The following is a 13,400-nucleotide window of genomic DNA, read 5'->3' as shown; positions in this document are numbered from 1 at the left end:
TAAGGCCATGGCACAGGATGCTTTACGTGAGTCTCTATCACTACCTCGACTGGTCAAAATAATAGGAATTTTTGCTCCCATTACAATACCCGCTGCTTCAATCCCAGATAAAAAGTCATTTGCTTATAAAGCATATTGCCTGACTCCAGATCAGGAACAACAAGGATATCCGCATCACCCGCAACTTGAGAATAAATTCCTTTTTCTCGTGCTGATTCAATGGAAATTGCATTATCAAATGCAAGTGGACCATCAACAATACCACCGGTAATTTGGCCGCGTTCCGCCATTTTACATAACGCTGTAGCATCTAAAGTGGATGGAATTTTCTCATTTACTGTTTCTACTGCAGACAAAACTGCTACCTTAGGCTGCCCCAAACCTAATCTGCAAAATAAATCAATCGCATTTTGCACTATATCCTTTTTGGTTTGTAAATTTGGTTGGATGTTTATGGCAGCATCAGTAAGAAACAGCGGCTTAAAATAGTTCGGTACTTCCATAGAAAAAATATGACTCATGCGTCGTCCGGTGCGTAAACCATTTTCTTTATCCACGATAGGGCTCATCAATTCATCAGTATGAATTTTCCCTTTCATGATGGCCTCAGCTTTTCCTGCTTTAACCATTTTAACGGCCATTTCAGCGGCTTCATGACTGTGTTTGGTTGGAACAATTTCATAGCTGGAAATATCAATATTGGCCTCTTTAGCCGCATTTTGGATTTTTTCGAGGGGCCCAACCAGAATGGGAATAATTAAGTTTTCCTCTGCAGCATCAATAGCACCTTGAAGTGATAAAGCATCAACGGGATGAACAACTACTGTTTTAAGAGGATCATAATCATTTTTTATTTTAATCAGTTGCTTGTACCATGAGTCTTTTGATTCTTGAAAAACCACTTTAGGCAATTCAACACGTTCTCTTTTCACTTTTTGAGTGGGCGCCATTACCGTTGCTATCCCTGATATGACTGTTTTTCCCTGCTGATTAGTGCATTGGCAGTCCAGATTAATAATGTGTTTTTCAGCTATTTTTTCTAACACCGTTACTGTAACCGTCACCGTGTCCCCAGGAACTACAGGAGCCGTAAATTTGAGTGTTTGATCCAAATAAATCGTTCCAGGTCCTGGAAGTTGTGTTCCCAGTACCGTAGAGATTAGAGATGCACCCCACATTCCCTGAGCAATAATTTTGTGAAACATATCATCTTTTGCATAATCAGCATCCACATGAGCAGGATTCACATCACCTGACATAATTGAAAATAGCTCAATATCTTTTTGAGTCAGTGTCCGTTTTAAACTGGCAAAATCACCAATTTTGAGTTCATCAAAAGTACGATTTTCGATGTAGCTCATGATGAAAACCTCCTAATCCATGATTGAGTAACCTGTGTCAATATAATGAACTTGTCCTGTAATATCTTGTGCCGCATTACTAACAAGAAAAGCCGCAAGGTTGCCTACACTTTCAATATCAACCAAACGATGAAGTGGCGATTTTTCTTCTTGTTTTTCAATGTATTCATAAAAATTGCGAATTCCTGATGCAGCACGGGTCTTAATAGGACCTGGAGAGATTGCATTCACTCGAATATTGTCTTTGCCTAACTCATAAGCAAGATAGCGAACAGTAGACTCTAGCGCGGCTTTAACGATTCCCATGAGATTATAATTTTCGATGACTTTTTGACTACCATAGTAACTCATGGTTAAAATACTTCCACCTTGCTTCATTAATGGCTCTGCAAGTTTTGCCATTTGGATGAGAGAATGACAGGAAATGTCCATTGCCTCCAAAAATCCTTCCCGGGAGCAATCTACCACGCGATCTTGTAAATCAGTTTTAGGGCAATAAGCAATGGAATGCAGCATAAAATCAAGCTTACCCCACTTTTGATGAATGCGATTAAATACTGTAGCAAGTTCATCCTTCTTTTGCACATCACAAGTCAAAAACAATGGTGATTGTAATGTTTCAGCTAAGGGTTCAACATAAGGCTTTGCTTTTTCATTAAGGTAAGTAATCACTAGCTCCGCTTTTGCCTGATGAAACATCCTGGCACAACCATAGGCAATACTGTGCTCATTCGCAATGCCAACGACCAACCCTATTTTTCCATTTAAATCAATCAGCATGGTCGCCTCCTATCCCTTGATCACGAATAATAACCTTCTTATAAAGCAGACGTTTCACTCCGCTCTCAACAAGCATCCAAAAAAGTGCGTAAGCCCAAATGAGTATGGCATAGAACCAGCCAATCGGCGTAATAAACCAACCATAAACTGCAGCTAGCGTACCAATGATTTGAGTGGATTCAATAGAAAGAAAAACCAAAAATTAGGCCAAGGTCGTTGCCAGATGGTTCCCGTATTTCGAGTTAAGTAAATAGTGAGATGTCCTGATACCAGCAATTTTAAAAAATAAAGGTTTGGATCATCGGCAAGGACAGTTCAAAATAATCTTTAGCAATATAAAATAAGATAAATGTTTCAATCACACCGATTATTCCGAGCGTTGTGCTGATAGTTAAAACACGCCGCATATTCCATCGAACAGGAAACGGTGCTACCGGAACATGATCATAGGCAATCATCATAATTGGAAAATCATTTAATATCGCCAGTAACACAATCATAATGGCCGTGACAGGATAGAAATTAAATATCACGATACTCATGGAAATAAAGAGTAATACCCGAATTGTTTCCGCAATTCTAAATGTGGCATAACTGTTCATCCGTTCGAAAATTTTTCTGGCTACCGCAATAGCTTGGGTAATCACTGATAATCCATTCTCAGTCAAAATTAAGGCTGCTGCAGCGCGAGCTGCGTCAGTTGAGCCACCCACGGCAATACCAACATCAGCCTGTTTTAATGCAGGAGCGTCGTTCACTCCATCACCAGTCATCCCTACAATATGACCAATTGATTGTAATAGTTTAACAATCTTAAATTTGTGTTCGGGAAAAACTTCGGAAAAACCATCAAGGGTTTCAAGTTGACGGGGATTGTCTGTCTTTTCTTTAAATACTGAAGATGCGGAAATGATATTGGTCCCTAAGCCAATTTTCCCGGCAATTTCTTTGGCAATAGATCCATGATCCCCCGTCAACATTTTTATTTCAAGACCCATCTTTTGCGCAGCTTTAATCGTGTCGGCGGTATCGTCTCTTGGAGGGTCAAATAAAGCAATGATTCCGAGATACTGCCACGCCCCACCCTGCTCTTTTCTTGCAACACCTAATGCACGATACCCTTTACTTGCAAGCCTATCCACATCACATTCCACCTGATGCGTAATCTCTGGTTTACCAACTAATTCCAGCATGACCTGGGGTGCTCCCTTAGAAACATGGAAAGAACTGTGATCACACTCAATGAGTGCTTCTGAACGCTTATGTTTTGGATCAAAAGGAATAAATTGCGTCGTTTTGTAGCGCTCCAAATGAATAGAAGGGGAAAGCGCTTGAATGATGGCCTGATCGATAACATCCTCGGAGTTGCGCTCTGAAGCTAAAGCAGCTGCAAGAAGAAGTTCCTCTTTTCCGGTTGCCTCAATAATAATTGGATCACCCATAGTAAGTTGATTTTTAGTCAGTGTTCCTGTTTTATCCGAACACAAAACATCGATACCCGCCATTTCTTCAATGGATGACAGCCGTGAGACTATAGCTTTCATTTTAGCAAGCTCTAATGCACCAACTGCCATGGTTACTGTTAACACTGCTGGTAAAGCAACGGGAATAGCTGCTATCGTCAAAATTAACGCGAACAGAAGTGTATGCAGAAATGGATCGCCCCTTAAATGAGTCACAATCAAAATAATAACGACTAACACGAAGGTTAATCGAATGAGAAAATTTCCAATTTTTAATACCGCTTTTTGAAAATGAGAGGTTGTTTTAGCAGTTTCAACCAGTTTTGCTGTACGACCAAAATAGGTATTCATTCCTGTTCCAGTGACAATCCCTATCATTTCACCCAAACGAGCAATAGAACCTGAATACACTTCCTCACCTACTTTTTTATCAACAGGAAGGGATTCCCCAGTTAAAGTCGATTGATCGACCATTAAATATTCACCTGCTAATAATTTCATATCGGCTGGAATAATGTTTCCTAATTTAATTAGGACAATATCCCCTGGTACCAATACACGTGCAGGAATTGTTTTCCATTTACCATCACGCAATACGCGAGCAGTCAATGCCAATTTGCTTCTTAACGCTTCAATCGCATTATCTGCTTGATATTGTTGCCAAAAACCCACACCTGCATTAAGTGTCAACATCAAAAAGATAACCCAAAAATCTTCCCAGTGTTGTAGAATTGCTGATAAGAGGAGAGCCGCCTCAATCATCCAGGGAATAGGGCCCCAAAGAAATGATAAAAATTTAATAAAATTATTTGTTCTCTTTTCCCCAATGGCATTCAGACCATAAGTAGCTTGTCTTTTTTGACTTCTCGAGTACTCAATCCTTTCTCGAGATCAGTGGTTAAATCGGATTGATTCATATTAATGTCCTTTTAATAGTAATCATTCATCACTATGTTTGAAGAACGTAAGTACCTGGTGCATCGCACAGAACATCCAACCCTTTTGCAGAATTACCTATCTTTGGCGGCTTTACTTGGTTTCCGGACTGTTTTGTTATCCATTGTTCCCATTCTGGCCACCATGAACCATCAAAATGCGGTGCCTTTTCTTGCCAGACCTCAGCAGAGAGATGCTTCTCTCCTTTTTGATGGGTTAGTATTTGATAACTTCGGCCAGGTTGATCGGGTTCATTGACAATACCCGTATTATGTCCTGCATTAGTCAAAACATAAGTAATACTGGTATCTGTGAAATAATGGATTTTGTAAACTGATTTCCAAGGAGCAACGTGATCTTTCAGTGTACTTACGACAAAAATAGGTACATTGATATCAGACAGGTTAATTGCTTCACTAAACACTTTAAAACGGCCTTCAACTAAATCATTATTCAAAAATAAATCGCGTAAATATTCCGTATGCATTGCGTAAGGCATTCTCGTAGTATCAGAGTCCCATGCCATCAAATCATTTAAAGGTTGGCGTTGACCTAGTAAATAGTCACGTACTACTCGCGACCAAATCAGATCTATAGAGTGCAACATACTAAATGCACCAGCCATTTGCGACCCGTCCAAATAACCTTTTTCCCACATAATATCTTCAAGATAAGTGAGTTGAGTTTCATCAATGAACAAAAGCAGTTCCCCTGCTTCTTGGAAATCAGTTTGCGCAGCGAACAATGTCATTGTTTTTAAACGATTATCGTCATTGGCTGCCATTCTTGCTGCAGTAATGCTTAATAAAGTTCCGCCAATACAATAGCCAACTGTATGAATTTTTTCTGTGGAATAATTTGACTGATTGCATCCAGAGCATCCATAATGCCAAGACTTATATAGTCTGATAGACCTAAATTTCTGTCTTCGGATGTGGGGTTTTTCCAGGAAATCATAAAAACGGTATGCCCCTTCTCAATCAGATATTTTACCATTGAATTATGTGGTGAGAGATCAAGGATGTAATACTTCATAATCCAGGCGGGAACTATTAGTACAGGCTCTGCATACACTTCACTTGTTGTTGGCTCATATTGAATGAGCTCAATTAAACGATTTCGGTAAATGACCTTACCCGGTGTAACTGCAACATTCTCACCCACTTTAAATTGTTCTGTACCAACAGGAGGCTTATTATTCAAATTACGGGCTATATCTTCAATATAATTATTCCATCCATTAATAAAATTGGTTCCACCTTCAGAAATTGCAGCTGCAATCACTTCAGGATTCATCCAGGGTATATTAGAAGGTGAAAACGTATCGAGAATTTGTCGTGTTATAAAATTTACAATAGTCTGATGATGCTTAGAAACACCCCGAAGAGTTGATGTGGCTTCATCCCACCACTGCTCGGTTAATAAGAAAAATTGGGAATATATATTGAAAGGATATTGATTCCATTGTTCATCATGAAAGCGATGATCCGTTTGACGTACAGGAATACAAGGTTCACAGGATTTATCTAAACCTTGCTGGGACACGTAGAATAAAAACCGTCCCAATTTCTTGATGACGTTTACTCTTAATTCTTGCTGTCTTGCTGGTGATAAACTTAAATTGGCCAGCCAATCAGTATAGGAAACCAGAAGAATTGCAGAAGATAGCCAACTGCCAAACTTGCTAAGTGAGGCATGAAACATCTTGTCAAAATTCAATCCACTAGACTCGGGCTGATTCAATTCAGGCGACACTGAATCTAATCTCTTCTCATTGAATTTTTTACAATTCTTTATTTTCTTTTTTATATTATCCATAACTCATTCCCTGTCTTTTGGACTACATTGAATTCATTGTAAATATAACTCAATTACGCCAAGGCTCAGTTATCAATTTTAGTACATGATTAGTCCCTGACTGTGCAAATATTTTTCATACACTCAAAATTTTTCAATCTTAAAGGGCGAAAGCGATTACTTATCAATGAATGTATTCAAAAATTCACAATTACTCCTATGCAGTCGAGTGGCTATGAAACATATACTTCATTGGTGCATTAAAGATTAATACAAGCTTGGTTATATACTAACTCACGTCAAAGGATTAAAACCCAAGTACCTAGTTATTTTAGTTGAACATTGAAAATAAAAATCCGGCTACGGATTAAAACTACATGGCTAAATTACGTCAAGCGGCATCGGAATCGATTAGTTAATGTTGTGTTAAATTTGAACCCTATGCAATCTCTAGCTTGAGAATAGCTGCACTATATTACGTTTCCCTTATGTATGTTTGGTTCTGTATAATTGCATTGATCAAGCCCATCACTGCAGGGTGTACATTCAAACTGTAGCGTTATATGGTAAACGGAATACTGTTTAGCCAACATCTCCTGCACAGAAGGGAGTAATTGCTTTTCAGGCGAATAAGTAGGCTCATAGACAAGATGAGCTGTTAGGCTGGTTTTGCCATTAGTGAGCGCCCAAAGATGGAAATCATGGAGATCAATGATGCCTGGAATTGCACGAATTGACTGTTGAATTTGTTCAACATCAATCCCCTCAGGAACCCCTTCCAGCAAAATATTGACTGTTTCTTTTAACAGTATCCACGTGCGAGGCAAAATCCACAAACCAATCGCCACAGCGATTACAGAATCCACCCATTGCCAGCTGGTATAATGAATAATTATTGCGCCAATTATCACTCCAACCGATCCAAGCATATCGCTCCACACCTCAAGATAAGCGCTTTTAACATTAAGACTATGCTCTTTAGTAGCGCTGAGTAGCCACATGGAAATTAAGTTAATGATTAATCCAATCACCGCAATGATAAGCATTCCGAACGTTTGAATATCAGGAGGACTGCTAATGCGTTGAAAAGCTTCATATAAAACATAGATTGCTACAAAAAATAGCATGATGGCATTAAAAGCCGCGGCTAAAATCTCAAAACGATGATAACCAAACGTTTTGGTGAAGTTGGCAGGTCGGCTGGCAAGATGAATGGCTGCCAGTGAAATAGCCAGCGCACTAGCATCGGTTAACATGTGAGCTGCATCAGAGAGAAGAGCCAGACTACCAGTCACTAATCCACCTACTACCTCAACAATGAGATAAGTAGATGTCAAAAACAGCGCTAAACTGAGGTTTTTTTATTTAGGTTCTCAGGTATTGCATGATCGTGCCCCATACCCCCCTCCATTGGAACTTTTGTTCTCCGTTTTAAAAGAAAAACTCAGGACACATTGTGCCCCTAGCACACTATTTAGATTAACTGCGAGGTTTTCCACATTGGGCACAAAATTGAGCACCTGCCTCCAAAAAAGCGCCACACGCACAGAGAGATTCTTGCAAGCTAGTACCACATCGACCACAAAATCTTGCTTGTGGATCTACAGAAGTGTTGCATTTTGGACAGGTTGTTTGCATTGGAGCAGAATTTCTATAACCTCCATGATGCTTGCCCTGGCTATAATTATCATGGCCAGAACGGGTTTTCCCCTGATGGCCCCCAATATAATTGCCTAAAATTCGCTTTAACAATCCCATGAGCGATCCTCTTTATGATTTATGAAACAACTTTTCTAAAAAATATAGCCCATATTTTGCAGTTTGGCATTAAATAGCCTGCTTCTGATTAGGGTTCTGATACCGTAATAATGATAGCGATCCAAAACAGAATTGATCCTCTCCCAATAGCTAATTTAAGAATATGTTAATAATCCGCTTCTATAATTAACAAAGAATGTGAGTTAACGATTACCTAGAGAAAATGCTTGATTTTTACGTTTGGAACCCACGAAACAAACACAAAAAAGACATGCACGGGTTAGACGTCATCTTATGCTTTATTTTCAGTGTTATCCTGAAAACGAAGATGCACAAGAATTATTGGAGTTGCAGAATCAAATCAGTGACACAATTAAAAAGCTTCGTGATATTGACAAAGAGGAGCTTAGAGTCAATGAGCTGTTAACCCAGTATGAAAACATTAAAAAAGAGCTACAAGACTTAAAAAAGAAAGAAGTGATATTGAATTTGAACTCGAAAATAGAGAAGTCACTGAAGGCTTAAGTCCGGATTATGCGGTGTCACTTCCCACACGCGAAAGTGGTCAACCTTATTTCCTTGATGAAATGGCTATCTTAAAAGAGATGGAAAAAATAATACATGACCCAAACTATAAATATGACTTGTGCGGGCAAAATTGCGCGCGCTGTTAAAGACTGTGTCATGGCAGGTCTTTCAGAAACAACTCGGAAAGCTATTAAAAATTACCCGATTTTTCGAAGAATTTTTTGATTCCCGATTTGTCGACACTCCGGTAACGGTGATTGAATGGATTTTTAAATTAAATCATTATCTCAATGAGCTCAATCAGGGTCTTGAGCTACAAGTAGAAGTCGCTGATTCGTCAAATCACAAACCAGTGTAATTGGCCTGGTTGCTTGCAACCAGGATTCCCATTTAATCTGCCTATTCTTATTCACTATTTTTACATTCCTTGATGGGTTTGGTTGAAGAATATTAGTCAAAAGATAGAGATAATAACCCTTGAGCTGGCTCAACCTATAATTCCTCAAAATCAACTTCAGTGACAGGTAGCAGAACTTAGCGGTACACTTTCCTCTACACTTTTTAGAAAAGGAATTTATTATGTTGCCTCCTTCTTTTTACCTGTCTTTATGGACTGTCTTTTTATCTTTATTTTTTCTAACCTAGTGCATGCAACGCTAAAGAATCACTGGTCACCTTATTTGAGTTTAGACGGCGGTATAAGCGCCCAAAGAGTTCATAACGTCATTTTTGAAAATCCACGACAACCACAACTTATTCAAAATAGTAACGATTCTTCTGTAGCTTTTGGCTCTTTTGCAGTAGGAACTTATGTCTCTTCTACCCCCTTACATGTTGAGCTTCGCGCTACCTTTAATGGACAAAGTAATTTTAATCGTGAGTATTTCTTCCCTTCTTTTTTCTCCGTGGTGGGCGTACAAAAATTGAAAATCCAATCAAATTATCTAATGGTAAGAGGCTATTACAATCTACCTTTTGAAATACTTACTCCTTATATCAGTTTAGGTGCTGGTGCATCGTGGAATAAGACAACAGCCACTCAATACGCACCGCAGCTTCCAGGATGGGTTTACAATTTTACTGGCACCACTCAATCAAATTTTGTTTGGTCAGTTGGAGTTGGGCTTTCAAAACCTATTCAAGAAAATTTAATGCTAAACGTTGGCTATAACTTTGTTGCTTTAGGAAAATTTGATACTGGAATTTTGCCTCACACAGGTGATGAACACCTGCTTGGAAAACTCAACTCTAATGAACTATCCATTGGTTTTACTTACCTGGTATAATGACGCCGTCATGAGAAAACAATACAAGGACTCTCTTTATTAACTCCAATTATCAGAAGAAGATTTTATCGAATTTCAATCAGTTACCTTTTAAGAGAACAACCAATATGAACTTTCTTTCAACTCAATGTTTGCCTTCGTGGATTATTGCTTGCAGTTTATTGTTCACTGCTTTTATGCCACCAATTGCAGCAGCAGAAAAGATAAGTCCCCATTCAATTGAAGAAAAACTAGCAAAGCTGGAAGCTGCATCAGGTGGAAGAATAGGGATTTACGCGATTAACACAGCGAATGGGAAACAAGTGCATTATCGTGCTGATGAACGATTTCCTATGGGATGCACTTCTAAGGTAATGGGCGTCGCCGCTATTCTTAAAAAAGTATGAGTGACCCTACCCTCTTATCACAAAAAATGTCCTATACAAAAGAAGATTTAACAAATTGGGCTCCGATAACCGAAAAACATCTCAATACAGGGATGACTGTTTCTGAATTATGCGCAGCATCTATTAACTATAGCGATAATACCGCTATGAACCTTCTGGTAAAAAACTGGGAGGGCTGGAAAAAATTAATGATTTTGCTCGTTCTATTCATAATGATACATTTCGCCAGGACAATGGATGGCCGGAAGAAGCGATGTCTGGAGGGAAAAATAATGTCTATGATAGTTCTACCCCCAAAGACATGGCGCAAAGCTTACAACAATTAACCTTAAACAGCGTTTTAGCTAACCCTCAACATGAGCTTTTATTATCTTGGTTAAAGAGCAACACTACCGGTGATAATCGTATCAGAGCAGGAGTTCCCAAGAGCTGGCTAGTTGGAGACAAAACAGGAACTGGCATGTACTACGGAACAACAAATGACATCGGCATTATTTGGCCTCCTCAATGCGCTCCTATTGTTATGGCCGTCTATTATACAAACAATAATAAAGAAGCTGTTAAACGAGAAGATATTGTCTCATCAGTTACACGTTTAGTCATAGATGGATTTGCCCAAAATGATCAATGCATTCGAAATAAATTGTTAAGTTAATCATCTCTTATATCCAATGTGTTTTAAACTAGTTCCAACTGGACCGCATTGCGGTCCAAAATAAATTCGAGTACTAAGTTTTCTAGAAATCAATACGCAACATAGCCAATTGAACTAATGCGTTTATATAAGCAATACAATTATCTAAATTGATATCCGTCGCTTTTACTGAGTAAATAATGGGTTCGATTTGGGCTAGTAGTTCGTTTACCTGAGGTTTAAATGCCTGCCTCTTATCACTTTGCTTGGTGTCATACAGAGTCATTACCATTTGTTCCAAAGTATCTAAGTTAATGCCCAATGCAACGGCAGTATGATGCGCTTTTTCCTGATCAATACTTTGATGAATATGACTGATTGTTGCTTGAATAAGCGCTAATTGGGCAAACTTCTTTTTCGCTTCTGCCAGTTTTTTTGTTTTTTTGTACTTAGCTGTCCTTCGTTGAAAGATTCCAATAGACCACGTGATACCCAAAAAATTGGCAAGATCGTATAGCTTTTCCTGCTCTTTCTCTACACTGAGTAATTCGATCATGTTATATCTAAGATAACGAAATATTTTCCTTACATGTCCAAACGCCATAGTTAGAAGATCGGTGCGCCATAAAATATTTGCTACCAGGAAGCTTGCGGTAATACCAATAAAAATGCCTCCCAGACGCTCTAAAGGAGGAACCAAGTCGGTAGGAGGGCCACCCGCTTGTGCTAGAGAGATAACTAAAGCAATATTTGCTTGTAAGCCGATATACGCATATTTCGTGTACTTAAAAGCAAAATAACTGAAACCCCAGACTGCAAAAAATAAAACAAGAATCAGGTCATATAAATTCATGGAAAAAAAGCAAGGGGAAATAAAGCCACTCCTCCACCAGATAAACAGCCTAGAATACGGTGAATGCTGATATTTTTCATATCAAATAAATTTCTTCTGATCGAAATAACAATGCTGCTGATAATCCCATTCAAGCCACCAGGCCAATTACTTATAAGCCAAAAACTTAGAGCAAGAACCGCAGCTAATCCTGCTTTAATACTGTGCTTTATAATATCGGGATCATGACGCAATTGCTGCTTTAGACTAATTAATCGATCATCTTTCGCTTCCAAATTCTGTCCACTGATTAAAATCGTGCTTAAGCTAGTAATTACCGTATTGATTTGCTGCAATAGGGGTTCAATTTGATAGTAATGTTTTATTTTCACCAGTGATTCATCTGTCTCACCAACTATCGCTTGCTTTACAGTCTCCATCGCACTACTTATTTGCAAAGCATGATCCGTTTCTGCAACCGAAAAAATGCATTGCGTAATACCTTCAAATCATGTTGAACTGCAGTAAATATCTCTGCGACTGGCTGATACACATCAGCAAATCCCTCTCGTTCTATTTCTCTTTCATACGAAGAAATAAAAAAGAAATAGTCCGACTTAAATTTAAAAAAGATCAATTAATACTCTTATTTGATCTATTTTCTCCTTTTTGACACCTAATTCACGCCGCATAAAATCAATTATTTCAGTTGATTTTTTAGTTTTCTTTTCAATTGCAAATTGCTGTTTTTAATTTCTGTAAAATCCAGTTCACCAGTTATTAAATTTGTTTTTAAGCCGTCTAATACATTGCCAAGCTCCGTAAAAATTACATCAATATCTTTTAAAGCATGCTCGCTGATATTATTTGGAAAAAGACAAAAAGCAGCAGCTGCAGAAACCAACACGCCTAAACCAATTTCAATTGGCCGCCAGACTGCTACAAAAAAGGCTTCTTGAGGATTCATAGCTAATTGAGCAACGACCAAAAAAGCCCCAATTGCCCCAAGAAGATATGCATATGCATGAGAACTAAAGTTATAGTAATAGACACCAATCGCAACAAGCATGAAATTCATCAATAAATAAAGAAACAAACTATTCGCGACAAAACCAGCAAAAAAGAATCCAAGCCAAACACCAAATACTGTGCCCAAAATACGTAGAATCGCTTTATCAATAATGCTACCTGTATATAAATTGGCAAGAACAACAACAGTCATCCCTGCCCAATATGGTTTGTCTAAATGCAGCATGAAGGAGATAAAAACGGCAACGACCGTTGCAATAGCAGTTCGTAATGCAGCCCTATTTTCTATCGTTTTCGGCATGAACAATTTAAAAGTCCTTAACAGCTATCGATAAGTAATGGTAGTTGCACTAGCTCCTATCCGAAGAGGATACTCAGAACTTATATCATCAATATAAATACGCACAGGAAATCGCTGAGCAATTTTAATCCAATACTCGGTTGCTTCCAGGTAAACTAAAGTCGATGGAGCAACTTTGCCCGACTGTACGCGGTTGATACCCCAGCCAATGCTTCCAACATGCCCGTGGAAAACTTTACCAGGGTACATATCAAGCAATAATCTTTGCTTTATCTACCCGGTTTAATTAGTCGTAAATTAACCGGTTTC

General features: G+C 38.6%; 15 protein-coding genes and 2 pseudogenes. 5 read left to right on the top strand and 12 right to left on the bottom strand.

All coding sequences use genetic code 11. The features are described from left to right. From BN58_RS27445 to BN58_RS19240, 8 genes and pseudogenes are all read right to left on the bottom strand, one after another. Positions 1-1,361: pseudogene (locus BN58_RS27445) on the bottom strand (bifunctional enoyl-CoA hydratase/phosphate acetyltransferase); the annotation flags it as partial. 12 nt (positions 1,362-1,373) lie between these two features. Then, entirely contained in the window at positions 1,374-2,141 is a 768-nt protein-coding gene (gene fabI, locus BN58_RS19260) for an enoyl-ACP reductase FabI (protein ID WP_019218227.1), read from the bottom strand. After that, positions 2,131-2,340, bottom strand: a complete 210-nt coding sequence (locus tag BN58_RS35455) for a hypothetical protein (protein ID WP_232220829.1) — start codon at positions 2,338-2,340, stop codon at positions 2,131-2,133. The genes fabI and BN58_RS35455 overlap by 11 nt, the downstream gene beginning before the upstream one ends. Before the next feature lie 79 nt (positions 2,341-2,419). Continuing rightward, complete coding sequence (locus BN58_RS27440) at positions 2,420-4,483, bottom strand: plasma-membrane proton-efflux P-type ATPase (RefSeq protein ID WP_269570483.1); 2,064 nt, start codon at positions 4,481-4,483, stop codon at positions 2,420-2,422. 70 nt (positions 4,484-4,553) lie between these two features. Continuing rightward, positions 4,554-5,339 carry a PHA/PHB synthase family protein gene (locus BN58_RS35450; protein WP_232220831.1) on the bottom strand — a complete coding sequence of 262 codons (786 nt, stop codon included), beginning with the start codon at positions 5,337-5,339 and terminating at the stop codon, positions 4,554-4,556. 2 nt (positions 5,340-5,341) lie between these two features. Then, entirely contained in the window at positions 5,342-6,358 is a 1,017-nt protein-coding gene (locus tag BN58_RS35445; protein WP_232220827.1) for a PHA/PHB synthase family protein, read from the bottom strand. 449 nt (positions 6,359-6,807) lie between these two features. Further along, positions 6,808-7,674, bottom strand: a complete 867-nt coding sequence (locus BN58_RS27430) for a cation diffusion facilitator family transporter (protein WP_269570482.1) — start codon at positions 7,672-7,674, stop codon at positions 6,808-6,810. Positions 7,675-7,816: 142 nt separating this feature from the next. Next, positions 7,817-8,095 carry a zinc ribbon domain-containing protein gene (locus BN58_RS19240; protein ID WP_019218224.1) on the bottom strand — a complete coding sequence of 93 codons (279 nt, stop codon included), beginning with the start codon at positions 8,093-8,095 and terminating at the stop codon, positions 7,817-7,819. A gap of 240 nt (positions 8,096-8,335) precedes the next feature. Here BN58_RS19240 and BN58_RS19235 point away from each other — a divergent pair, with 240 nt between their 5' ends. From BN58_RS19235 to bla, 5 genes and pseudogenes are all read left to right on the top strand, one after another. Continuing rightward, positions 8,336-8,620 (top strand): hypothetical protein, encoded by a 285-nt coding sequence (locus tag BN58_RS19235; RefSeq protein WP_019218223.1) that lies wholly within the window; start codon positions 8,336-8,338, stop codon positions 8,618-8,620. A 133-nt stretch (positions 8,621-8,753) separates the two neighbouring features. Next, positions 8,754-8,981: a hypothetical protein gene (locus tag BN58_RS19230; RefSeq protein WP_019218222.1), complete on the top strand. Its 228-nt coding sequence runs from the start codon at positions 8,754-8,756 to the stop codon at positions 8,979-8,981. Positions 8,982-9,231: 250 nt separating this feature from the next. Continuing rightward, entirely contained in the window at positions 9,232-9,909 is a 678-nt protein-coding gene (locus BN58_RS29265) for an outer membrane protein (protein ID WP_026069617.1), read from the top strand. A gap of 107 nt (positions 9,910-10,016) precedes the next feature. Beyond that, entirely contained in the window at positions 10,017-10,295 is a 279-nt protein-coding gene (locus BN58_RS29260) for a serine hydrolase (protein WP_156812648.1), read from the top strand. Next, positions 10,292-10,950 (top strand): annotated as a pseudogene (gene bla, locus BN58_RS35440) (class A beta-lactamase). The gene BN58_RS29260 and the pseudogene bla overlap by 4 nt, the downstream one beginning before the upstream one ends. 82 nt (positions 10,951-11,032) lie before the next feature. Here the strand turns inward: bla and BN58_RS29245 are convergent. The 4 genes from BN58_RS29245 to BN58_RS36615 all read right to left on the bottom strand — a co-directional run bounded on the left by BN58_RS29245 (position 11,033) and on the right by BN58_RS36615 (position 13,349). Next, on the bottom strand, positions 11,033-11,782 hold the full coding sequence (locus BN58_RS29245; RefSeq protein WP_019218218.1) for an FUSC family protein: 750 nt from the start codon (positions 11,780-11,782) through the stop codon (positions 11,033-11,035). Then, a complete protein-coding gene (locus BN58_RS29240) occupies positions 11,779-12,219 on the bottom strand; it encodes a hypothetical protein (RefSeq protein WP_019218217.1) in 441 nt (146 codons plus the stop codon). The genes BN58_RS29245 and BN58_RS29240 overlap by 4 nt, the downstream gene beginning before the upstream one ends. Positions 12,220-12,461: 242 nt before the next feature. Beyond that, complete coding sequence (locus BN58_RS29230; RefSeq protein WP_019218215.1) at positions 12,462-13,091, bottom strand: FUSC family protein; 630 nt, start codon at positions 13,089-13,091, stop codon at positions 12,462-12,464. A gap of 24 nt (positions 13,092-13,115) precedes the next feature. Beyond that, positions 13,116-13,349 (bottom strand): hypothetical protein, encoded by a 234-nt coding sequence (locus BN58_RS36615; RefSeq protein WP_019218214.1) that lies wholly within the window; start codon positions 13,347-13,349, stop codon positions 13,116-13,118. Between the last annotated feature and the right edge of the window lie 51 nt (positions 13,350-13,400).

Origin of the sequence: Legionella tunisiensis, from assembly GCF_000308315.1 — a bacterium.
Taxonomy (GTDB): domain Bacteria; phylum Pseudomonadota; class Gammaproteobacteria; order Legionellales; family Legionellaceae; genus Tatlockia; species Tatlockia tunisiensis.
Note: the sequence above shows the minus strand (reverse complement) of the source record. Positions and strands in the feature narration are given on the sequence as shown.